Below are 20,950 nucleotides of genomic sequence, written 5' to 3' on the forward strand. Positions count from 1 at the left end.
GTCAGTCCGTGGGGCGTTCGGTCAGGTGGGTGAAGGCGTCCAGGTTGCGGGTCGACTCGCCGCGGGAGACGCGCCACTCGTACTCCCTGCGGATGGCCGACGCGAAGCCCAGTTCCAGGAGGGTGTTGAAGCTGCCGTCCGCCGCCTCCAGGACCTGGCCGAGGAGGCGGTCGATCTCGTCGGGGGTGACGCAGGGCAGGGGGAGCTTGGCGGTGACGTAGACGTCGCCGAGGTGGTCCACGGCGTAACTGATGCCGTAGAGCTTGAGGTTGCGCTCCAGGAGCCAGCGGTGGAACGCGCCTTCGTTCTCGTCGGGGTGGCGGATGACGAACGCGTTCAGCGAGAGGGAGTGGCGGCCGACCAGGAGGGACACCGTCGTCTTGAGCTTGCGGGTGCCCGGGAGTTGGACGACGTAGTTGCCGGGGGCCGGGCTCTCCCACTCCAGTTCCGCGTCCTTCAGGACCGTCTCGACGATCTGGGCCGCCTGTGTCGCCTGCTCTCCGTCAGCCATGGTGGGAGCGTACGCGACGGCGGTGCGCCTGCATGGCGGCCGTGTAGACGTCCGCGGTGGCGGCGGCCGCGGTGTCCCAGCCGAAGCACTGGGCGTGGCGGGCCGCCGCGGCGCCCATGCGGGGCGTGAGCGCGGGGTCGTCGGCGAAGGCGCGGAGCACGCGCGCGTAGTCGGCGGGGTTGTGACCCCGTACGAGGAAGCCGGTCTCCGTGTCGCGCACGGCCACCGGGAGTCCGCCGACCGCGGCGGCCAGTACGGGTGTGCCGGCCGCCTGTGCCTCTATCGCCACCAGGCCGAAGGACTCGCTGTACGACGGCATGACGAGGACGGACGCCGCCCTGAACCAGTCGGCCAGCTGGTCCTGGTCCACCGGCGGCCGGAAGCGGACCACGTCCGCGATGCCGAGGCGGGCGGCGAGTTTCTGCAGGCCCTCGGGCTTGGCGAGGCCGCTGCCGCTGGGGCCGCCGACGATGGGGACGACGATGCGGGAGCGCAGGTCGGGGCGGTCGTCGAGGAGCGCCGCCACCGCGCGCAGGAGGATGTCCGGCGCCTTGAGGGGCTGGATGCGGCCGGCGAACACGGGGATCAGGGCGTCCTGCGGGAGGTCCAGGCGGGCGCGGGCCGCCGCCCGGCCGTCCGCGGGGCGGAAGCGGTCGAGGTTGACGCCGGGGTGGACCACCGCGACCTTGGCGGGCGCGGCGTCGTAGTGGCGTACGAGTTCGTCCGCCTCCTCGGAGGTGTTGGCGATCAGGCGGTCCGCCGCGTGGACGATCTGGGTCTCGCCGATCACGCGGGCGGCGGGCTCGGGGGTGTCGCCGTCGGCGAGGTTGGCGTTCTTGACCTTGGCCATGGTGTGCATGGCGTGGACCAGGGGGACGCCCCAGCGCTGGGCCGCGAGCCAGCCGACGTGGCCGGAGAGCCAGTAGTGGGAGTGCACGAGGTCGTAGTAGCCGGGGCGGTGGCCGGCCCATGCCTGCATGACGCCGTGCGTGAAGGCGCACAGCTGGGCGGGGAGGTCCTCCTTGGCCAGGCCCTCGTAGGGGCCGGCGTCGACGTGGCGGACCAGGACGCCGGGGGACAGCTCGACCGTGGGGGGCAGGGTCGCCGTGGTGGCGCGCGTGAAGACCTCTACCTCGATGTTGATCGCGGCCAGGCGTTGAGCCAGCTCGACGATGTAGACGTTCATGCCGCCCGCGTCGCCGGTGCCGGGCTGGTGGAGCGGGGAGGTGTGCACGGAGAGCATCGCTACGCGGCGTGGGCGGCGGTGGAGCCTCAGTCGGCTCACTGGGCGTTCCTCCTTGCTGCGGGCATGCCGGGCGGGGGCCTTCAACCTGGGTGAACAGCGGAGGGAGGCGTTCCCATTCCGGGGGGTGACGTTTTTGCTGAAGCATTACCGGGTGTCGCTCAACTGTTCGGGGGTGCGGTGCGTGGCGATGCGGGATGGGGCGGGTGGTGGGTGACAGGGGGGCGGGTGGTGGGTGACAGGGGACGGGTGGTGGGTGACGGGGGGCGGGTGGTGGGTGACAGGGGGGGCGGGTGGTGGCTGCGGGAGCGTTGGGGGTCGGGGCCGTGCCGGGGGGTGTCCGTCCTCGGTCGGGCGGTGCCGTCGGGTGGGATGTGGACGGTGTTGGACGCCCGACACTGCGGGCGGGCACCCCCCGGCACGGCCCCTTCTCGCCGTTGCGCTCGTGGCGGGCGCCTACCCTCGTAGGCATGACCGCCCGTGCCATCCATCGCCCCGTGGGGAACGTGACGCGCGGGACCACCCATCCCAATCGGCTGCGACGGATGGATCGGTGGATCGCGGCGGTGCAGGGGCGGGCCCTGCGGTGTGCCGTCGATCCCGTCGCGGTGGATCTGGGGTACGGGGCTGCCCCTTGGACCGCCGTGGAGTTGCTGGAGCGTTTGCGTGGCGCGGCTCCGCGGACGCGGGTCGTGGGTGTCGAGATCGAGCCCGCCAGGGTCGCCGCGGCGAAGGCGTACGAGCGGGAGGGGCTCGTCTTCCTGCACGGCGGGTTCGAGATTCCTTCCGTGGGGCGACCGGTGCTGATCCGCGCCGCGAACGTGCTGCGGCAGTACGACGAGGGGGAGGTTCCCGGGGTCTGGGAGCGGTTGTGCGGGCGGCTGGCGCCGGGCGGGCTGCTCGTGGAGGGGACCTGCGACGAGATCGGGCGCCGGCATGTGTGGGTCGCGCTCGGGCCGGAGGGGCCCCGCACGGTCACCTTCGCCACGCGGCTGGGGTCGTTGGAGCGGCCGTCGGATCTCGCGGAACGGCTCCCCAAGGCTCTGATCCATCGGAATGTTCCGGGGGAGGCTGTTTATCGCTTTCTGCGTGACTTCGATCGGGTCTGGGCCGCCGCGGCGCCCTATGCCTCCTATGGTGCGCGGCAGCGCTGGGTGCGGGCCGTGCGGGATCTGGCGGGCGACTGGCCCGTGGTGGACGGGCCCCGGCGGTGGCGGCAGGGCGAAGTGACGGTGGCGTGGGAGGCGTTGAAACCTCGGGGGTGACGGCTTTCGGGGCTGTGACCTGGGGGGAACGGTTGCGGTGCGGCGTTCGTCACAAAGGCGGGGAGATCGTCATGAGGGGACGCCGAGGGGGGAAGTTTCCGCTGCGACGGACTCTGTCGTTTTGCGCCCGACCGTGGCACGATCCCCCGAGCGACCGTAAGTTACTGACGGTAAATCAGGTTGGGGGAGCGGTATGGGTGCGGGCAAGCGCGGTCTGATCGCGACCGCCGTGGCCGTGGTCTGCGCGGTCACCGTACTGGCGGCGCCGGGAACGGCGTTCGCGAGCCCTACGCCCACGCCGAGCGCTTCGGCGACTCGTGTCTCCAACAAGCAGCTTGAGGCCGTTCAGACCGAGCTCGACCGGCTCTACCATGCTGCCGCCGTGGCCACGGACTCCTACAACGCGGCCGAGGAACGGGCGCGGACGCAGTCCGCCGCGATCGTCGATCTGGCGAAGAAAATCGTCAAGAGCCAGCAGCGGCTGGACGAGTTGAAGAAGCGGGCGGGGGCCGCGGCCGCCGCGCAGTACCGCGGGGGCGGGCTGCCCGACGAGGCGCAGTTGCTGCTCAGCGACGATCCGCAGGAATTCCTCGACGGTGCGGGCAGGGTGCTGGAGGGTCAGCGGGCCACCAAGGGGCTCATCGCCGACATGACCCGTACTCAGCAGGACTTGCAGCAGTACGCGGCGGACGCCTCCGCGCAGTGGAAGAAGCTGGAGGCCAACCGCAAGGCGAAGGACACGGCCCGGAAGAAGATCGAGAAGCAGATCTCGGAGGCCGAGAAGCTTCAAGGGCGGTTGCAGAAAGAGGAGAAGGAGCGGCTCGCCAAGCTGGAGCAGGAGGCCGCCTACAAGGCGCAGACCGCCTGGCTCGACTCCGGCATCCTCAAGGACATCGACGGCAAGGCGTCCGAAGAGGGCAGGAAGGCCGTGAAGTTCGCCACCGACCAGATCGGCAAGCCGTACGTGTGGGGCGCCGCGGGGCCGAAGTCCTACGACTGCTCGGGGCTGACCTCGCAGGCGTGGCTGAACGCCGGCCGCCCCATTCCCCGTACGTCGCAGGAGCAGTGGAAGCAGCTCCGGCACGTCGACATCAAGGACATGCGGCCCGGGGACCTGATCATCTACTTCGACGACGCCAGCCATGTCGCCCTGTACATCGGTGACGGCGCGATCGTGCACGCCCCGCGGCCCGGGCGGACCGTGACGATCGCGGGGGCCGGGTCCATGCCGATCCTCGGAGTGGTGCGGCCGGACGCGTGAGACCGGCGCCACGTGACGCACGGCACCCGGGGACGGATCCAAACGCCGTGCGGACGTGACCTTCGTCATTCCCGCTGGTGGGCCGACCTGTCCAACTGCGGTACGGATCGCGGCATATGACAGTGGCCGGTGTGCCGGCGACGTGGCCCACACCATTCCGCTCGCCCGCCGACTACCGCTATGGTCCCCGTCGGTGGTTCGAGGCCCTCGGTCCACCGCGCCCTCGGGGGGAGGGAAGGAACTCAAGACGATGCCCGTACCCATACCGCGGCAGCGAGCGTTCTCGGCCGCGGAGAGTGGTCAGGCGCCGGCCGCACATCGAGGCGGCACCTCCATGGACCCGTCCCCGAGCAAGGAAGCCAAGGTCGACAGCCACGCCGCCACCACACCTCTGACGCTGCTGCTGATCGAGGACGATCCGGGCGGCTCCACCGTCGTGCCTGAACTGCGGGACTCGGCGGGCACGCCCGTCCGGGTCCGCACCGCCCGCAACCTCACCGAGGCCGAGCGGCTGCTCACCGACGACGTGCACTGCATCCTGCTCGACCTCGCCCTGCCCGCCCCCGGGCGGGGTGCCGAGGAGGACGAGCTCGGCGTGCTCAAGCACGTGCTGCGGCTCGCCCCCCGGCACGCCGTTCTCGCGCTCACCGCGTCCGGCGACGCCGAGCGCGGCGCCGAGGCCGTGCGGGTGGGCGCCCAGGACTACCTCTTCCGCGACGAGCTGGACGCACGGCTGCTGAGCCGGGCGATCCGGTACGCCGTGGAGAGGAAACGTTCCGACACGGCTGAGCGGAGGCTCGCCGAGGGACGGCTGCGGGCGCAGGAGAACCGGCGTCTGGAGCGGGGCCTGCTGCCCACTCCGCTGCTGGAGGGCTCCCAGCTGCGCTTCGCCGCGCGGTACCGGCCCGGACGGTCGCGCGCACTGCTCGGCGGGGACTTCTACGACGTCGTACGGACGCCGGACGGCACCGTGCACGCCATGATCGGCGACGTGTGCGGGCACGGCCCGGACGAGGCCGCGCTCGGCGTGGAGCTGCGGATCGCCTGGCGCACGCTGACTCTCGCGGGTCTGTGCGGGGACGAGCTGCTGGGGACCCTGCAGCAGGTGCTGGAGCACGAGCGGGCCGACGACGAGATCTTCGCGACCCTGTGCACGGTCGACATCGCGCCGGACGGACGGCGGGCCGGGCTCTGCCTGGCGGGCCATCCCTCGCCGCTGATCGCGCGGCCCGGCCGGCCCGCGAAGCTGCTGCCGTACGACAACAACGGACCCGCCCTGGGGCTGCTGCCCGGGGCGCGCTGGCCGCGGACGCAGGTCGAGCTGGGTCCGCAGTGGAGTCTGATGCTCTACACCGACGGGCTGATCGAGGGCCGGGTCGGGGAGGGGCTGGAGCGGCTCGGGCAGGACGGCATGGTGGAGATGGTCCGGCGGTTGCTGAGCGAGGGGCTCGGCGGGGAGGAACTGCTGCGGGCCGCGGTGAACGAGGTGCGCGACCTCAACGGCGGCGAGCTGACGGACGACGTCGCGGTGCTGTTGCTGGACCGGGACCGGGACCGGTTGGTCTGAGATCGGCCTCGGGTCGGCCGAGGTCCCGGTGGGCCGAGGAGCCGAGTGGGCCGAGGTTCTGGGTGGGCCGAGGTTCTGGGGCCGGGGCCTTGGCAGAGGGCCTCGGCCGGGGAGCCTCGGCCCTCGTGCGGGAGCGTCCGGGTCAGCGGCCGCCGTTGTACGGGCCGTAGGGGCCGTCGCTGCTGCTGCCGCCACCGCGGCGGCGGCCGAATCCGCCGCCCGAGACCTGCTTGAGGGCGGGGCGGACGTCCACGAAGAAGACGATCGAGGCCACCAGGCCCGCGAGCTGCAGGAAGAGCATCGGCACCAGGAGGTTCACCGCCACCGCGATGCCGAGGATGATCAGCCAGAAGCCCTTGTTCTGCTTGTCGGCCGCCCGGTAGGCGTCGTCGCGGAAGAGCGCGGCCATCACCAGCGCCACCACGGCGAGGATCACCATGGCCAGATAGAGCAGCCCCAGGAACCCTGCGAAGCCCTGCATCAGCACAACGTCCACCACCCGACTCGGCTCGTCCTTACGCCGTCACCGTACCCGGTGCCGTACTCCCGCTACCCGAACAACGGGCCGAGCACCTCTGGAGTGCCCGGCCCGTTCTGGTTCACCCGTCCGTGTCACTTGGCGGGCGGCGTGGTCTTCTTCGCGGTGGTCTTGCGGGGCGCCGGCGCCTTCTTGGCGACGGGCTTCTTGGGGGTGGAGACCGCGGTGGCCGTGGCCGGCGTGACCGGCTCGGCGACCTTGACCTCGACCGGCTCGGCGTTGGGCTCGACGGCGACGGCGAGCTCCTCGACGTTCTCCGCAACGGACTCGATGCCCTCGGCGGCCTCGCCGCGCCAGGTCCGCACGGCCTGCTCGCCGTGCTCGGCGACCTTCTCGTAGGTCTCGCGGGCCTTGACGGCGTACTCGGCGGCGACGCCGACACCGCGCAGGGCGATGTCCTGGGCGGTCTCGCCGAACTTCTTCAGGTCGGCGTCGAGGGTGGCGCCGATCTTCTTGAAGTCACCGTCGAGGGTGCTGATGAACTCGTTGACCTTGGCCTGGAGGGACTCCTGCGTCTCCTTGACGCGGGCCTGCGCCTCCTTGGCCCTGGCCTGCGCCTTCTCCTGCACGGCCTTGGTGTCGGTGTTGCGCACGGCCTCGATGCGGGCCGGGGCCTCGGCACGCAGCTGCTCGACGAGCCCGGGCACCTTCTTGGCCTGCTGGAGGGCGAGGTCCGCGGTGCCGGCGGCGAAGTAGAGCGGCGTCGGGTCGCTGAGGGTCTTCTTGAGGTCGTCGGTGATGGCCATGACGATGGTCCTTCCCGGTCGCTTTCAGCTGAGGGTTTTGGGTCCCGGGCAGTTCTGCTCAGCCGGCAGGCTGCTGCGGGTCGTGCGGTTCGGCGTCGCTGCCGTCGGACGTGCGGGTGCGGCGCGCGGCGTCCTTGCGTCCGCCGGCCGCGCGGGTCTCGGGTGCCTTCCAGCCGCGGCGTACGACTGTGTCGTCGCCCTCGGTGTCCACCGTGCCGTCACCGGACCGGACGGCCTCGACGACCGCGGCGTTGGTCCGGGCCGCGTCGTCCTCGCCGTCCGCTTCGGTCCCGAAGCCGTTCTCCTTGCGGAACGACTCGTAGATCTGCAGCAGCACCTGCTTCTGCCGCTCGTTGAGCGTGGGATCGGCGAGGATGACGGCGCGTGTCTCCACCTCGTCACGGTCCCGCTCGGCGTCGAGGATGCCTGCGCGGACGTACAGCGTCTCGGCGGAGATCCGCAGCGCCTTGGCGACCTGCTGCAGCACCTCCGCGCTCGGCTTGCGCAGCCCGCGCTCGATCTGGCTCAGGTACGGATTGGACACCCCGGCGGCATCGGCGAGCTGCCTGAGCGACAGCTGCGCGTTGCGCCGCTGCTCGCGCAGGTACTCACCGAGATTGCCGACGTTGAGCGATGCCATGACTCCACTGTGCACCCTTGCGCTAACTATTGCAAGCAGCTGCTTGCAATAGTGCGCTACACCACTCGGTCGGGCTAGCGTGACGCCGTGATCGTGTGGATCAACGGCACCCACGGCGTGGGCAAGACGAGGACGAGTGCCCTCGTACAGCGGCTCCTACCGGGGTCTCGGGTGTTCGACGCCGAGAAGGTCGGCGAGACGCTCATGGACATCCGGCCCCGGCTGCCCGAGACGGACAACCTCCAGCACTGGCCGCCGTGGCGGCCGCTCGTGGTCGAGACCGCCCGCCGGGTGCTCGACTACACCGGCGGCACCCTGGTGGTGCCCATGACCGTCCTGGTCGAGGAGTACTGGCGCGAGATCAGCGCCGGACTCGCCGCACACGCCGTCCCCGTACGGCACTTCGTCCTTCATGCCGACCAGGAGACGCTCCGCCGGCGCATCGAGGGCGACACGGTGATGGGCCCCTCCCGGTTCCGCCTCCGCTACCCGGAGCCCTACGCCGAGGCCGCCCGCACCTGGCTGCACGCCGAGGCCGAGGTCGTCGACACGACGCGTCTGACGCCGGAGGAGGCGGCCGCACGGATCGCGAGGGCCGTCGGGAGGTGACCCGCGCCCGGCGTCGGAGTTGTCCCAGCACCCCGAAGCCATCGGTCACGCGAGTTCGGCCGGACTCTGCAGCCACTCCCCCACCGCGGCGAGGTCCCCGTAGGTCACCCCGTGCCGGTGGTCGACCCGGTGCAGCAGCGCCGGCGCCGGGTGATGGGCGGCCACCCAGGTGCGGTCGGTCGCGGTGAGTTCGTCGTCGAGCCAGACGAAGGGGCGGCCGGCCGCCCAGGACACCAGCGGACGGGTCTTCCAGTGCAGCCGGGACGGTTCGTCCTCGGCGTCCGGCCAGTCGACGACGGGCAGCGGTGGCAGTCCGAGCCAGGGGGCGACGCAGGTGTTCGCGTCGTCCCGCCACGTCGTGGCCCACACCAGCTCGCACCCCAACGCCGCCAGCCGGACGCCGAGCCCCGGGTCGATGCGGTCCAGCAGCGGATGCGCGGCCGCGGCGCCGGGCGGAGCGGAGCGCGAGGTGTACGACGGGTACGGCGTCGCCGCTCCGAAGGGCAGCAGCGTTCCGTCGATGTCGAGGAAGAGCAGCATCAGGGACAGCATCGGCGACGGAGGGCAGGGAAGGGAACGGGCGTCAGCCCTCGAACCCCTGCTCCGCGAGGATCTTGTCGATCCGCGCCCGGTGCGCCTGCTCCCACGCCTCCAGCGGCTCGGCGGCCTCCTTGGCGAGCTTGGCTCGGGCGGCCGCCAGGACCTCGCCGGCTCGCGCGGCGGGGACGACGACCACGCCCTCCTCGTCGGCGACCACGATGTCACCGGCCGCGACACGTACGCCCCCGCAGGTCACGGGCTCGTTCAGCGGCGTCGCGGCGCCCTTGGCGCCCGGGATCGGGATGACGCCGCGAGCGAAGACCGGGAACCGCGCCTCCCGTACCTCGCCGAGGTCGCGGATCAGTCCGTCCAGGACGAAGCCGGCGATGCCGCGCCGCTGGGCGACGGCGCACACGTTGCCGCCCGCCAGCGCCCAGTCGGTTTCCCCCGACTCCACGACGACGACCGACCCGGCGGGCGCCCGGTGGATGGCCGCGTGGAGCATGAGGTTGTCGCCCGGAGGGCAGCGCACGGTGAACGCCGGACCGGCCACCCGCCCGACGGGCCCCCACAGCGGGCGGATCCCGATGTCCATGACCTGCGGCCGGCCGAGCAGGTCGGCGAGGGTGGTGGTGGGGACGGACCGGAACGGGAAATCGCTGGCGTCAGTCATGAACGCGACGCTACCGTCCCTTCCCATGACTGCCGGGTCGGCCTTGTGCCGTGAGCGAGTTGGGTGCCCGGCCTCTGAGTGAGGCCGCGGCGGGCCAGGAGCCCGCCGTCTTCTCTGCACCGTCTTCGGAACCTCCCGAGATTCCCGCCGCAGCCGCAGAGAAAGCAGCACCCACCCCATGGCCAACGACTTCAACCAACAGGTCATCGACGAGTTCCGCGCCAACAAAGGCCGCCTGACCGGGTACTTCGCGAAAGCCCGGCTCCTTCTGCTCACCACCACCGGCGCCCGCACCGGCGCTCCGCACACCACCCCCGTCGGCTATCTCCCCGACGGCGACGGCCGGGTCCTCGTCATCGCCTCGGCCGGCGGCGCGGACCGGCACCCGGACTGGTACCGCAATCTCCTCACACACCCCCAAGTGAGCGTCGACAGCGGCGTGTTCCGGTACGAGGCCCGGGCCGTCGTCCTGGACGGCGAGGAGCGGGAGCGTGCCTGGGCGCGGGCGGTGGAGGCCGACGCGGGCTGGGCGGCGTACCAGAGGAAGACCGAACGGCTCATCCCCGTGGTCGCCCTCCACGAGATCGCCCGCCCCGGTCCCCCGGACATCAACGCCTCCTCCCCCGGCGAAGCGATCAGGCTCGTCCACGACGTCTTCCGCCGCGAACTCGCCCTGATCCGCGAGGAGATGGCGAACGGTGCGGGCGGCAGCACCCTCGGCGCCCAGCTCCGCGTCAACTGCCTGACCTTCTGCCAGGGCCTGCACACCCACCACGCCGGGGAGGACACGGTCATGTTCCCGCTGCTCGCCGACCGCCGTCCCGGGGCCGCCCCGGCCTTGCGGCGGCTGCGGGAGGAGCACGAACGCATCGCCGTCCTCGTGGCGAACCTGCGCCGCGCCGTGACCGGCGACACCGGGGACCCGGCGGCAGCCCGCGTGGAGGTCGAGCGCCTGTCCCTGGAGCTGGAGGCCCATCTGACGTACGAGGAGCAGGAGTTGATTCCGCTCCTCGATGCGGGGAACTGACCTGGGCGCACGGGCGGCCGGGGCTAGAAGGGCAGCGGCCGCCCGTGCACCACGTCCAGTCGTGACACCGCGCGGGTCAGGACGACGTACAGCCGGTGCAGTCCGCGCGGCTCGGCCTCCGCGATCGCGGCCGGCTCGACGGCGACGACATGGTCGTACTCGAGTCCCTTGACCACACTCGCCGGTACGACGGCCACCCGGGCGCCCAGTTCCTGCGGTCCGGCGGCCGGGATGCCGGCCGTTTCCAACGCGGCCCGCACCAGCTCGACGTCCGCGTCGGCGGCGACGACGCCGACGGACCCCTCATCGCGCAGCGCGTCCCGTACGGCGTCCACAACCTCGGCCGTCACCTCCCCTGCGACCGCCCGCACCCTCAACTCTCCGTCCTCGCGCAGGGATCGGCCCTTCGGTACGTCGACGTCCAGCCGCTCCAGGAGCCGGTTGGCGAGCGTGACGACGGCCGCCGGCACACGGAATCCGGTGGTCAGCGGCACCACGGCCGCTTCGGGCTTGCCCAGGTGGCGCAGGCTCGTCTCCCATGACCGCGCGGCCCAGGGCGTGGTGCCCTGCGCGAGGTCGCCGAGGACGGTGAGCGACCCGAAGGGAACGCGCCGCGCGATCGCCCGGCACTCCATCGGGGACAGGTCCTGGGCCTCGTCGACGACCACGTGCCCATAGCCCTCGGGGTGCTCGACCAGCCCGGCGACCTCGTCCAGCAGAACGAGATCGGCCGACGACCAGCGGGCCGACTTCCAGGACCGCGGCGGCTTGTCCCACAGCAGGACCCGCTGCTCGGCGGAGTCGAGGAGTCCGTCGGCGGCGGCACTCAAGTCATCTTCGTCCGCCAGCAGTTGGGCGACGACCTCCTCGGGCCGCACCCGCGGCCACACCGTGTCCAGGTAGGCGGTGATGGCCCGCGCCCGGGAGATCCTCTGCACCCACGCCCCGCTCTGCGGTCCCGCCCGCCGCTCGGCCCGCAGCTGCACGGCCCGCACCACCCGCGAGCGCACCCGCTCGCGCCCGGTGGCGTACGGCGGCTCCTCGGCCCGCACGTCCGCCACGAGCCGCACGAGTTCGCCGGCCGGCACCCGCCAGCGGTACGACCCGTCCGGGATCTCGACGGCGTCGACACCCTCGGCCGACACGCGCGCGTACAGCGCCCGGCGCAGCACCTCCGCCATGCGCGCGTCGTGCTTGAGCGCGGCCACCGCGCGGCTGTCGTACCCCTTCACGGGATGCCGGGCGATCTCCTCCTGGAGGGTCGACTGCCGCACACCGGTCTCGCCGAGGGCGGGAAGCACCTCGGAGACGTACGACAGGAAGGTGCGGTTGGGGCCGAGGATGAGGAGTCCGCCGCGCCGGATGCGCTGCGGATGGGTGTAGAGGAGATAGGCGGCCCGGTGCAGTCCGACGGCGGTCTTCCCCGTCCCCGGGGCGCCCTGCACGCACACCGACAGCCCCAGATCCCCTCGTACGAGATCGTCCTGCTCGGGCTGGATGGTCGCCGCGATGTCCCGCATCGGTCCGACGCGGGGGCGCTCGATCTCGCGGGCGACGATGTCGCTGACGCGTGACTCGCCCCGTGCGAGGTGCTCGTCCTCGAACCCGGTCAGGTCCGCCGAGTCACCCTTGCCGCCGGGTGCCCAGCCGAACCGGCGCCGGTTCGCCACGCCCTGCGGGTCGCGGGCGCTCGCCTGGTAGAAGGCGCGGGAGACGGGGGCGCGCCAGTCGACGACGAGGGGCGGGAGGGTCGGCTGCTCGCTGATCCGCAGCCGCCCGATGTGGTAGCTCTGCCCGGCGTGCTCGCCCGCGTCCTCGGCGTGGTCCAGCCGCCCGAAGAACAGGGGGCCTTCGGGCAGCTCGCGCATGTGCTTCGCCTGGCTGCGCAACCGGTAGCCCAGGACTTCGGCGTCCGCGCCGGAGGCGGAGACGTCCTCACCGACGACGACCTGTTCCTGGGCGCCGTCGACCATGGCGGCGAGGGCGGCGCGACAGCGGTCGTGGTGGGTGCGTTCGTGGTGCAGGGAGTCGGTCAGGGCGGCGGGGTCGGCTGACGTCATGAGGACGAGGGTACCGAAAAAATGTAACCGAGTTAAATTCCTTACTGAGTCTCACCTGTGATGCTGCTGCTAGGCGAACTGCGGCAACCCGGCGGCGAGCGTCCCGAACGCGCGCTCGGCGGCGGCGACGGCGTCCGGCCGCACCGCGCCGACCGGCTCGCCCGCGGCGATGCGCCGCCAGTTGTCCAGCGCGAGGATCCGCTGCACGGCGATGATCTGCCCCGCGGCCAGCCGCGCCTCCAGCCCACCGCCGAGCGCCTGCGCGAGCGCGTCCTCGGAACGCTGCTGGTAGGCGTGGACGCGGGCGACGAGGGAGGGGGTGCCGTAGAGGAGGGAGTGAAAGGCGAGGACGGCGGGGTGATCGTTGAGCCCGGTGACGGGGTCGTACCGCTCCAGCCCGTCGAGGAAGTGCCGGCGCAGGGCGGCGATCGGCGTGGGGCCTTGGAGGGCGATGCGGGCGGCCTCCTGCTCGTGATCGGCGATGCGATGCAGGACGAGGTCTTCCTTGGCCGGGAAGTACCGGAAGAGCGTCGGCTTGGAGATCCCGGCGGCAGCGGCGACCTCGGCCACGGAGACGGCATCGAAGCCCTTCTCGAGGAAGAGGCGGATGGCGGTCTCGGAGACGACCTCGTACATCCGCTGCTTCTTGCGCTCCCGCAGGCCCATGTCGGTCATGGTGGTGAGCCTACGGCTCCGTCAGACGGTCGATCGCTGCCGCCATTGCGGCACGGTGGCGAGCGCCCAGAGGTCGTCGAAGTGCTTGTTCCACTGGGCCACGGCTTCCCCGGCGGCGGCGGTGCCCTCGCGGGACCATACGTTGAGGTCCGTGCGGTAGCCCTTGGGATCGATGTACTCGGGGCCGGTGTGGAAGAGGCGCGTCCGCGCCGAAAGGTCGTACAGGCCGTGCAGAACCTGTTCCCGATTGAAGATGCAGATCTTGTCCCGGGGGATGCCGGGGTAGAGGCGGTATTCGCAGTGAACCGAGACCCGAGTGGTGGCGGTGAGCCGGTCTGCCAGCTCCGACAGGATCCCGTCGTACTCGCGGCAGCGCCGCTCCATACCGCTTGCGGAAGTCGGGATCGTCCACGGTGCCGGTGCCCTCACCGACTCTGGCGGGCACGATCATCGGCTGCCCGAAGTCGGGTACCAACATGCGGATGGTGACCCTCCGAGTCGACCCCGGATTGTCGAACAGGCCCTCCAAGCGGTGGTACAGCGTGTGGTAGAGCGTCTCCCCCGTATAGCCGAGGAAGCTGATGTCCACCTTCCGGGCTTCGAAGGCGTCGCTCACGAAACTGCCTAACTCGCTCGAGGCCACGAGATTGCGCGTCGGCACCTTGACCGACGCGGTCAGCTCCTTCATCTGGTCGTACAGCACATAGCCGACGAGGCTGAGCAGTGCTCCGCCGAGATACGCCTTGCCCTCCAAGGCGTCACCGACCGGTTTCACGAATTGCGCCGTCAGCCCTGTGGTGAAGATCCCGAGCAGCAGGACACGCGTCACCACTGGTTCAAGGCGTTCCTGATAGCGCCTCAGCTGTCGGCCCACGCCGGCTTCGGCCTGCCCGTTCCCCCGCTCGGCCATGCCCCGCCCCTCCACCCCTTGGCCGTCCAGCGGGCACGACATCCCGTGGACAGGCCCACCTGTGGTGGTGTCATGGTCTCCCTACGCCAGAGCGCGGGCAAGATAGGGGTTCGCGGACGGGCGGACACGCAGGCCGAGTGAAGCGGTGGCGGCGGCCAGGGTCATGGCGTACGACTTCAGGGCTCGCTGCACGTTGGGGGCGTCCAGGCTCGCGCCCGTCACCAGTCGGTCCAGGTCGACGTACGCCGATCGCACGTTCTCGATCCAACGGTAGACACGCCAGTCCTGCCGCCAATTGGTCGTGTACTGGACCGGCAGCAGCCGCTCCCAGCGGCGGAACATGCGATCGCGGATCTCCGGCCGGGTAGGGGTCAGATGCATGTGCCGGACCAGGTCGTAGAGCGGGTCGCCGACCAGCGCCATCTCCCAGTCGATGATGGTCAGCGCGAGAGCGTCGTCGCGCCGGACGAGGTTCCAGGGGTTCAGGTCGCCATGCAGCAGAGCCGGCGCCCTGTGGCTGACCATGTGCCGGCCGAGGATCTGCGCCAACAGGTCGGCGTCCGGCAACCCGAGCACACGGGCCAGTTGCTGGGACTCCTTGGGCAGCCCCCGCACAAGTTCGACCAGGTTGTCGCTCAGCCAGCGGTAGAAGTGCCCCTGGCCCGCAAGCGGGTCGACCTGCAAGTAGTCGACCTTCGTCAGAGCGCAGAGCTGGTCCACGAGTTTGTCGGCCTCACGCGGAAGCAGGCCGTTGACCGGGTGGTTGGGCGAGCGGTGGATCTCCTGCGGACCGACATAGGTGTGGATGGCGAAGCGAGCCCCGTCATGACTCCAGCCCAGAGCGAGGATCCTCGGAGCCGCCACCTCGACGCCGGACTTCTCGATCGCGCCCAGAACCGCGTGCTCGCTGAGAAAGCCCCGCTCCCGCCTGCGCACACCAGGCACCACACGCCTCACGACCACACAGGAGTCCACTTTCGGCACTCTCACCACTGTGTTGATGTGCGCCGTCCCCTTGAACACCCTGCTGGCCGGCGCCTCGCCCTCGGCCCGCAGCGCGTCGTTCACCGCCCGCTCAGGAAAGTCGTCCCGCTCAAGCACCCGCTCGTCTCGGTGCCAGTCGGAGCCCGTGGTGTACAGGCTCAACCCACCACCCGCGCGTGCCCGCCAACGGAACAGAATCTGCTCGATCCGATGCTCGTCCGGCACCTTCGCCAGCCAGAGCGGTTTCGCCGCCGCCTCCAGAGCGCGCCGCACCGCTTGGGTGGCCGCATCCAGACCCTTCTGGTCGATCGGCCCCTTCAGGGTCTGCGCCGCCCGCATCACGTCGGCGTAGACGGACTGCGCCCGTTCGAAGGCGATGTAGTGGCGCAGGTCCTTGACCACCCCGGTGGCGGCCGCAGGACGGGCCTCCTCCATGGCACACACCCAAGCATCCACCACCTCGTCCGCCTGATGATCCGGGTACCGCATGCGGATCAGGTGGGTCGCAAGGTCGTGCAGGGGGTCCCCGTAGGTGGCCAACTCCCAGTCCACGCAGATGAGGGGTGAAGCACCGTCGTACGACATGATCAGGTTGTCGCGGTGCAGATCCGCGTGGAGCAGGCTGTAGGGACGCGCTGCCATGACCGGGACCCGGTCGGCGAACCGGAGCAGAGCGTCCTCGGGAATGCCGAGGGCGGCGAACAGGTCACCGAACTGCGGCCAATTGGGTTCCCTGATCTGCCGGTCGGCCATGCTTGCCAGGGTTCGCAGGAACCCCTGGCTGTCGGTGTGATCGCTGGGCCAGAACGACGGGAGGCTCGGCAGGGTGTCATGCCGCACCTGCGTCATCTTCGCAAGGAGGTCCGCCAGCGCCTTCATGAGCAGGGTGTCGACGGGTTTACCGTTCCCGCAGACACTCGAAAGGGGTACGCCTTCCACATAACTGTGGATTGCGAAACCTTCTCCTTTAAACAGACATTGCGGTCCCTCGGGCAGGACTGCTCTGACGGCCCGAAGAATCTCCGCTTCATCCTCCCAACTCCTGATCACCACGGGAAGCGCCGAGGCTCGCCGAATACGGACAGTGACAGAAGCGCCGGGATCACGATTCAGCAACCGTGCCATGGGTGGAGTGAGCGGTAGAACGTAGTTCTGATTGTGAAAGCCATTGCTCGCCTGCCCCATTTCCCCGGCGCGCGCCAGAAAAGCCCGGTAGACCCCCGCCACACCGGGAGGGACAGGCACCTTATCCACTGATCCTCCGGGTACCGGTTCGACAGACAGCAAAAAGGCAAGAGCGCTGACCGCAGCGTCTTACAGGAGACGACCAGCGACACACCTGAATGGCCACATGGGTGATTTGCCACAAATCTGCATCTGGTCGTCAGAGATTGGCGTAGTTTTTGCCATCCCGTACGCATGAACCGGAGATGTCGTTCACCGGAGATGGCGCGCATGCTAGCGCAGAAACGTGTCAGAGGTGTGTCTGCCGTCGGCGGTCCGCACCTCGCTCCGCGTGACGACTACCCCTGTGCGGCAAGGAGACCCCACACCGAGTCGAACCACTTCTGCATGTCGTGCACGAAGATCGAGCCCGGTGAAGTGGGATCGGAGTCCCTCAGATGGTGCGTGAGTGCAGCGCCGTAGCCCAGGACGTCCAGTGCCTCGATCACGTCACCGTTCTCCATGACGATGGGGCGCTCGATGAAGTCGTACAGGCCGTGCAGCACTTCGGTTCCGTTGATCAGGTAGAACTTGAACATCGGCGTCAGCGGCGTGCGACGGATCTCCAACTCCACCGACGACACCCGCTTCTCCGCCTTCAGACTCCCCAGCACCCGGCGCAGCGAGGCCTCGTGCTGGGCGGCTATGCGCTTCAGCCGTTCCCGCAGCAGGGGGTCGTCCGGGTCGCCCTTGACCTGAGGGTAGGGCAGTTTCAGGTAGTCGGCGGGAAGGAGCATGCGCAGCGCGATCCGCTTGGGCGCGATGGCGCCCGCCACGATCCGCTCCGCCTGCATCTTGATGTGCGTCTCAAGTGACTCGGAGGTGAGCGTGTAGACGTCGAGGGTGACTTCGGGCCGCTCGAAGGCCTCACTGATGAAGGGACCCAGCGTCATCTGCTGGCGCGATCGGGTGGCGCGGGGCGCCGGAGAGTGGATGCGCTGGTTCTTCTTGACGCGGGCCCGCGTTCCCTGGCGGTTGTCGATCAGCCCTTCGTTGCCCAGCTCCTGCACCACGCGATGGATGGTGTCGCGGGAGACATGGAACTCACGTGCGAGCTGCACCTGGGAGGGGAGCTGGGCGCCCAGTGGATAGGTGCCGTCGGCGATCCTCTCCCGCAGCCGGTCGGACACCCGTTGGAAGGCCTGTCCGTCTCCGCTCCGTTTGGCAGTCACATTCCCTTCGTTCCGCTTCCGGCCGACAAGCAAACCACCTCACGGAAGACAAGTGGACCGACAATCACCTCAACCTGCCTGTTTCTGGATCTAGTTGACAGGGCATGCCCGACTAGAACCGACAACCAGGCAAGGTCACCGACAAGTTGTCGGATCCGCCACATGTGGCAGGAGAGGTGGAAGCCGTGGGTCTCGATGTTCCAGGCACCACTTTGGACCTCGACGTACTGTTCCAAGTAGCCGGATGGGCCGTCGGACTTGCCGGATACCTGACGGCTCGGCGGCGCCGGCGGTCAGTCCGGCCGGGAGCGCAGAGCCGTGCGGTCGGCGCGGCTAACCTCGCCAACCCAACGCGCCGAGCAGCGGCTTCAGAGAAGCGACGACAACCTCGGCTCCGGCTTGCCTCAAGAGCTTGGCCTTCTGTTCGTTACGCGCGTAGCCGAGGAACGGAACACGGGCCCTCTCCGCGGCTTCGAAGTCCGAAGGGGTATCGCCGATCATCAGCGCGGCCGACGGCGAGGCGCCGGTGGCGCTGAGGGCACGGTTGAGGCAGTGCGGGTCGGGCTTGAGGTGGTGGAGGTTCTGCGTACGGCCGTAGATGTGCGGGGCGAAGCAGGAGGTCAGGTCGCGGCTTGCCAGGTAACTGCGCACGGCCCGGGGCGAGTTGTTGGTAGTGATCGCCAAGCGTGAGCCGACGGCTGACCAGGTGCGTATCAGGGCGTCCGCGTAGGCCGTGGGCCATGCGGTGGCCGTCGCCCTCAGTTCCTCCTGGGTGAGGCGTTCCTCCAGTTCCACCACCAGGTCGCTGCGCGGATGCCTGCGGTCCACCGCGCGCAGGACCACGTGCGGGTCCAGGGACTCCCGTTCGGACTCGGTCAGCAGGCCGTTCAGGCCTCGGCTCTCCAGCCATCCGGCGAGTTCGTTCGCCACCCGTTCCGCCGAATGGCCGGCGAACAGCCGGCAGATCGGGCCGTCGAAGTCCCACAGCACGACGCGTGTGCGTGCGATCAGGTCTCGAATCTTCTCCGTGTCGTTCTCGGTCTCTGCTGCCACCGCTTCAGTCTGCGTCGTATCAGAAGTCACTAGGAGAGTGTCAGGTCCGTCGTGATGGTTTCCCAGAGGGCGTCGAACCAGTTCTGGGATTCCTCGACGAACGCGGCATCGCGCTGGCCTGCTCGCTTGACGAAGGAGAAGAGGACGGACGCCGAGCCGAGGGCGTCGTACATCTCCAGGGTCTGGCTCTGGTACTCCTCCTCGCGCTTGGTGGGGATGTAGTACCCGATCAGCGCTTCCTCGCCGTTGAGCAGGTACAGCTTCACGGGCGGGGTGAAGGTCAGGGCGCGGAAGGATATCTGTACGTCGATGCCGTGCGTGGAGCGTATGGCGGACAGGTTGTGCCGCAGCACCTGGGCCTGGGCGTTGCGCATCGTCAGCCATCGGTGGTGGACCGTGTCGACGTCGGAGTCCCGCTCGACCGGCACCGGGAAGGCGAGGTTGATCTCGCGGCTCGGCATCAGGACGCGGAACGCGATCGAGGCCGGGCAGAGCTCGCCCGCGTGGATGCGGCGCAGCGGTTCGCCGAGGGCCAGCATCAGGGTCTCGGAGGTGTGGCAGACGACGTCCACGCGCACGTGCCGTGCCGAGAACGCCTCCGTCAGCCGCGGCGCCAACCCCACCATCGTCGGCTGTGGTTCGCCGACGGCCGGGGTCGGCGTGGCGATGCGGGGCGGGCTGCCCTTGCTGACGTTGGTCAGGAGGCCGTCCTCCTGGAGTGCGCGCAGGGCCTGGCGGACGGCGCCGCGTTCCACCCCGAACTCCTCGGCCAGTTCGGCCTGGGTGGGCAGGCGGTCGCCCGCCTTGAGGTCGCCGTCGTTGATCCGCTCCCGCAGGACGTCGGCGATCTCCTGGGGGGAGAGCCTTCTGCTGCCGTTCACTGCCACGTTCTCCTGGGTCACGACCAAACGGTACAACTCACATCCATCTATCGGGAGTTGTCCGCGACTTGTTTATGAGTAGGTGCCAAGTGGGGACAACCTAGTTGGAGTTGGTTGCCAACTTGGTCTAGTTGGCGGAAGTTTTGCTTCCTCGACTTCTCGATCCCGCCGACTCCGCCACCTGAAGGAGGAACACCGTGCCTGCCCTCGCCCTCCTCTCCGCCATCTTCGTCGTCGGCATCGAGCAGACCATCCAGTCGAAGTACGGCGTCTCCGGAATCATCGGCCTGCTCCTGCTCACCGTGGGCCTCAAGGCCAAGAACCCGGCCGTCAGCTCGATGGGGGCCGTCGTGCTCGCCCTGCTGGTCACGGGGCCCGCACTATGAACCGAGGAACCGCCCGTTCGGACGCTGTGGGAGACCTCAGCTCGTGAGCACGAGCTCCGAACTGATCGTCTCCCACAGTGCGTTGAACCACAGGTGCGACTGCTCGACGAACGTGGTGTCGCGTAAGCCGGCGCCCTGCTTGAAGGCGAACAGCATCGACTGGGTCCCCTCGGCGTCGTACATCTCCAACTGCTCGTGGTCGATCTCCTCCTCGCGCCGCGTCAGCGTGTAGTACGCGAAGAGGGCCTCCTCGCCGTTCAGCAGGTACAGCTTCACCGGCGGGGTGAAGGGCAGGGCCCGGAAGGTGACGCGGACGTCGATGCCGTGCGTGGACCGCAGGGCCAGCAGGTTGTGCTTGAGGACCTGGCCCTGGGCGTTGCGCTGGGCCAGCCAGCGGCGCTGCAGGCGGCCGTCGACGGCGGGGTCGACCGGCGTCGGGAAGGCCAGTTCGATGTCGCGGCTGGGCAGCAGCACACGGACGTCCAACTTGGCCGGTTTCCATCGCCCCGCGTGGATCTGGCGCAGCGGTTCGCCGATGGCGAGGGTGAGGGAGACCGAGGTCAGACAGAGGGCGTCGATCTCGACGTGCGGGGCCGCGAAGGCGTTCGCCATCCGGGGAGCCAGGGCCACCATCGTGGGCAACGGTGGCGCTCCGGGGCCGGTCAGGGCGCTGACCAGCCCTGGATCGGGAGCCACCGTCGCGGGAGCGCCCTTCGATACGTTGGTCAGCAGGTGCTCGGACTGCAGGATTCGCAGCGCCTGGCGTACGACGCCGCGCTCGACGCCGAACTCGTCGGCCAGTTTCGCCTGGGTGGGCATGCGTTGACCCGCGCCGAGCCGGCCCGACCTGATCCGGGCGCGCAGCTCGTCGGCCACCTCTTGGTGTGACGCCTGTGACCGCTGTGACTGCTGTGACCGCGTCCCTCCATTGGCGGAGGCGTGTTTCGGGTCCACAACCAAACACTACAACTTCCCGCCATCTTCC

21 protein-coding genes are annotated in these 20,950 nt (G+C 69.9%); 6 read left to right on the forward strand and 15 right to left on the reverse strand.

Annotation, left to right across the window (positions count from 1 at the left end):
• Position 1: 1 nt before the first annotated feature.
• Both LN251_RS12595 and mshA read right to left on the reverse strand, forming a co-directional pair.
• Positions 2 to 511 (reverse strand): YbjN domain-containing protein, encoded by a 510-nt coding sequence (locus LN251_RS12595; RefSeq protein ID WP_458244524.1) that lies wholly within the window; start codon positions 509 to 511, stop codon positions 2 to 4.
• Positions 504 to 1,754: a D-inositol-3-phosphate glycosyltransferase gene (mshA, locus tag LN251_RS12600; RefSeq protein WP_458246709.1), complete on the reverse strand. Its 1,251-nt coding sequence runs from the start codon at positions 1,752 to 1,754 to the stop codon at positions 504 to 506. The genes LN251_RS12595 and mshA overlap by 8 nt, the downstream gene beginning before the upstream one ends.
• Positions 1,755 to 2,224: 470 nt before the next feature.
• Between mshA and LN251_RS12605 the strand changes: the two genes are divergently transcribed.
• The 3 genes from LN251_RS12605 (at position 2,225) to LN251_RS12615 (ending at position 5,847) form a co-directional block, all read left to right on the forward strand.
• Positions 2,225 to 3,019, forward strand: a complete 795-nt coding sequence (locus LN251_RS12605) for a class I SAM-dependent methyltransferase (RefSeq protein ID WP_458244525.1) — start codon at positions 2,225 to 2,227, stop codon at positions 3,017 to 3,019.
• 193 nt (positions 3,020 to 3,212) lie between these two features.
• A complete protein-coding gene (locus LN251_RS12610) occupies positions 3,213 to 4,280 on the forward strand; it encodes an NlpC/P60 family protein (RefSeq protein WP_458244526.1) in 1,068 nt (355 codons plus the stop codon).
• Positions 4,281 to 4,614: 334 nt separating this feature from the next.
• The gene (locus tag LN251_RS12615; protein WP_458244527.1) at positions 4,615 to 5,847 is read left to right on the forward strand and encodes a PP2C family protein-serine/threonine phosphatase; all 1,233 of its coding nucleotides are present in this window, start codon (positions 4,615 to 4,617) and stop codon (positions 5,845 to 5,847) included.
• Between the two features lie 142 nt (positions 5,848 to 5,989).
• Here the strand turns inward: LN251_RS12615 and LN251_RS12620 are convergent, their stop codons facing one another.
• The 3 genes from LN251_RS12620 to LN251_RS12630 all read right to left on the reverse strand — a co-directional run bounded on the left by LN251_RS12620 (position 5,990) and on the right by LN251_RS12630 (position 7,771).
• Positions 5,990 to 6,328, reverse strand: coding sequence for a DUF2516 family protein (locus LN251_RS12620; RefSeq protein WP_107416290.1), 339 nt, complete (start codon positions 6,326 to 6,328; stop codon positions 5,990 to 5,992).
• 131 nt (positions 6,329 to 6,459) lie between these two features.
• Positions 6,460 to 7,131, reverse strand: coding sequence for a hypothetical protein (locus LN251_RS12625; protein ID WP_458244528.1), 672 nt, complete (start codon positions 7,129 to 7,131; stop codon positions 6,460 to 6,462).
• 58 nt (positions 7,132 to 7,189) lie between these two features.
• A complete protein-coding gene (locus LN251_RS12630; protein WP_458244529.1) occupies positions 7,190 to 7,771 on the reverse strand; it encodes a helix-turn-helix domain-containing protein in 582 nt (193 codons plus the stop codon).
• Between the two features lie 87 nt (positions 7,772 to 7,858).
• Between LN251_RS12630 and LN251_RS12635 the strand changes: the two genes are divergently transcribed.
• Positions 7,859 to 8,380, forward strand: coding sequence for an AAA family ATPase (locus tag LN251_RS12635; protein WP_458244530.1), 522 nt, complete (start codon positions 7,859 to 7,861; stop codon positions 8,378 to 8,380).
• 45 nt (positions 8,381 to 8,425) lie between these two features.
• On the opposite strand, the gene LN251_RS12640 is transcribed toward LN251_RS12635, so the two are convergent.
• Both LN251_RS12640 and LN251_RS12645 read right to left on the reverse strand, forming a co-directional pair.
• A complete protein-coding gene (locus tag LN251_RS12640; RefSeq protein WP_458246710.1) occupies positions 8,426 to 8,920 on the reverse strand; it encodes an HAD domain-containing protein in 495 nt (164 codons plus the stop codon).
• Between the two features lie 43 nt (positions 8,921 to 8,963).
• Positions 8,964 to 9,593 carry an RraA family protein gene (locus LN251_RS12645; protein ID WP_458244531.1) on the reverse strand — a complete coding sequence of 210 codons (630 nt, stop codon included), beginning with the start codon at positions 9,591 to 9,593 and terminating at the stop codon, positions 8,964 to 8,966.
• A gap of 178 nt (positions 9,594 to 9,771) precedes the next feature.
• Here LN251_RS12645 and LN251_RS12650 point away from each other — a divergent pair, with 178 nt between their 5' ends.
• Entirely contained in the window at positions 9,772 to 10,620 is an 849-nt protein-coding gene (locus LN251_RS12650) for a nitroreductase/quinone reductase family protein (protein ID WP_458244532.1), read from the forward strand.
• Between the two features lie 23 nt (positions 10,621 to 10,643).
• Here LN251_RS12650 and LN251_RS12655 read toward each other — a convergent pair whose 3' ends face one another.
• The 7 genes from LN251_RS12655 to LN251_RS12685 form a co-directional block, all read right to left on the reverse strand.
• A complete protein-coding gene (locus tag LN251_RS12655) occupies positions 10,644 to 12,680 on the reverse strand; it encodes a HelD family protein (RefSeq protein WP_458244533.1) in 2,037 nt (678 codons plus the stop codon).
• 69 nt (positions 12,681 to 12,749) lie between these two features.
• Positions 12,750 to 13,355, reverse strand: coding sequence for a TetR/AcrR family transcriptional regulator (locus LN251_RS12660; protein ID WP_458244534.1), 606 nt, complete (start codon positions 13,353 to 13,355; stop codon positions 12,750 to 12,752).
• 21 nt (positions 13,356 to 13,376) lie between these two features.
• Positions 13,377 to 13,739 carry a hypothetical protein gene (locus LN251_RS12665; protein WP_458244535.1) on the reverse strand — a complete coding sequence of 121 codons (363 nt, stop codon included), beginning with the start codon at positions 13,737 to 13,739 and terminating at the stop codon, positions 13,377 to 13,379.
• A gap of 607 nt (positions 13,740 to 14,346) precedes the next feature.
• Positions 14,347 to 16,434: an aminoglycoside phosphotransferase family protein gene (locus LN251_RS12670; RefSeq protein ID WP_458246711.1), complete on the reverse strand. Its 2,088-nt coding sequence runs from the start codon at positions 16,432 to 16,434 to the stop codon at positions 14,347 to 14,349.
• A gap of 338 nt (positions 16,435 to 16,772) precedes the next feature.
• Entirely contained in the window at positions 16,773 to 17,645 is an 873-nt protein-coding gene (locus LN251_RS12675; protein WP_458244536.1) for a GntR family transcriptional regulator, read from the reverse strand.
• 333 nt (positions 17,646 to 17,978) lie between these two features.
• On the reverse strand, positions 17,979 to 18,698 hold the full coding sequence (locus tag LN251_RS12680) for an HAD family hydrolase (RefSeq protein ID WP_458244537.1): 720 nt from the start codon (positions 18,696 to 18,698) through the stop codon (positions 17,979 to 17,981).
• Positions 18,699 to 18,727: 29 nt separating this feature from the next.
• Complete coding sequence (locus LN251_RS12685; RefSeq protein WP_058924539.1) at positions 18,728 to 19,606, reverse strand: GntR family transcriptional regulator; 879 nt, start codon at positions 19,604 to 19,606, stop codon at positions 18,728 to 18,730.
• A 170-nt stretch (positions 19,607 to 19,776) separates the two neighbouring features.
• Between LN251_RS12685 and LN251_RS12690 the strand changes: the two genes are divergently transcribed.
• Positions 19,777 to 19,965 carry a hypothetical protein gene (locus LN251_RS12690; RefSeq protein WP_058924538.1) on the forward strand — a complete coding sequence of 63 codons (189 nt, stop codon included), beginning with the start codon at positions 19,777 to 19,779 and terminating at the stop codon, positions 19,963 to 19,965.
• A 36-nt stretch (positions 19,966 to 20,001) separates the two neighbouring features.
• Here LN251_RS12690 and LN251_RS12695 read toward each other — a convergent pair whose 3' ends face one another.
• Positions 20,002 to 20,925 (reverse strand): winged helix-turn-helix domain-containing protein, encoded by a 924-nt coding sequence (locus LN251_RS12695; protein ID WP_458244538.1) that lies wholly within the window; start codon positions 20,923 to 20,925, stop codon positions 20,002 to 20,004.
• Positions 20,926 to 20,950: the final 25 nt, after the last annotated feature.

The sequence above is a fragment of the Streptomyces sp. MAI_2237 genome (assembly GCF_054189285.1).

Excerpts from the sequence above, each read along its gene's own strand:
- LN251_RS12595 (WP_458244524.1), bottom strand. The coding sequence starts at position 511 with ATGGCTGACGGAGAGCAGGCGACACAGGCGGCCCAGATCGTCGAGACG.
- mshA (WP_458246709.1), bottom strand. The coding sequence starts at position 1,754 with ATGCTCTCCGTGCACACCTCCCCGCTCCACCAGCCCGGCACCGGCGAC.
- LN251_RS12605 (WP_458244525.1), top strand. The coding sequence starts at position 2,225 with ATGACCGCCCGTGCCATCCATCGCCCCGTGGGGAACGTGACGCGCGGG.
- LN251_RS12610 (WP_458244526.1), top strand. The coding sequence starts at position 3,213 with ATGGGTGCGGGCAAGCGCGGTCTGATCGCGACCGCCGTGGCCGTGGTC.
- LN251_RS12615 (WP_458244527.1), top strand. The coding sequence starts at position 4,615 with ATGGACCCGTCCCCGAGCAAGGAAGCCAAGGTCGACAGCCACGCCGCC.
- LN251_RS12620 (WP_107416290.1), bottom strand. The coding sequence starts at position 6,328 with ATGCAGGGCTTCGCAGGGTTCCTGGGGCTGCTCTATCTGGCCATGGTG.
- LN251_RS12625 (WP_458244528.1), bottom strand. The coding sequence starts at position 7,131 with ATGGCCATCACCGACGACCTCAAGAAGACCCTCAGCGACCCGACGCCG.
- LN251_RS12630 (WP_458244529.1), bottom strand. The coding sequence starts at position 7,771 with ATGGCATCGCTCAACGTCGGCAATCTCGGTGAGTACCTGCGCGAGCAG.
- LN251_RS12640 (WP_458246710.1), bottom strand. The coding sequence starts at position 8,920 with ATGCTGCTCTTCCTCGACATCGACGGAACGCTGCTGCCCTTCGGAGCG.
- LN251_RS12645 (WP_458244531.1), bottom strand. The coding sequence starts at position 9,593 with ATGACTGACGCCAGCGATTTCCCGTTCCGGTCCGTCCCCACCACCACC.
- LN251_RS12650 (WP_458244532.1), top strand. The coding sequence starts at position 9,772 with ATGGCCAACGACTTCAACCAACAGGTCATCGACGAGTTCCGCGCCAAC.
- LN251_RS12655 (WP_458244533.1), bottom strand. The coding sequence starts at position 12,680 with ATGACGTCAGCCGACCCCGCCGCCCTGACCGACTCCCTGCACCACGAA.
- LN251_RS12660 (WP_458244534.1), bottom strand. The coding sequence starts at position 13,355 with ATGACCGACATGGGCCTGCGGGAGCGCAAGAAGCAGCGGATGTACGAG.
- LN251_RS12665 (WP_458244535.1), bottom strand. The coding sequence starts at position 13,739 with ATGGAGCGGCGCTGCCGCGAGTACGACGGGATCCTGTCGGAGCTGGCA.
- LN251_RS12670 (WP_458246711.1), bottom strand. The coding sequence starts at position 16,434 with ATGGGGCAGGCGAGCAATGGCTTTCACAATCAGAACTACGTTCTACCG.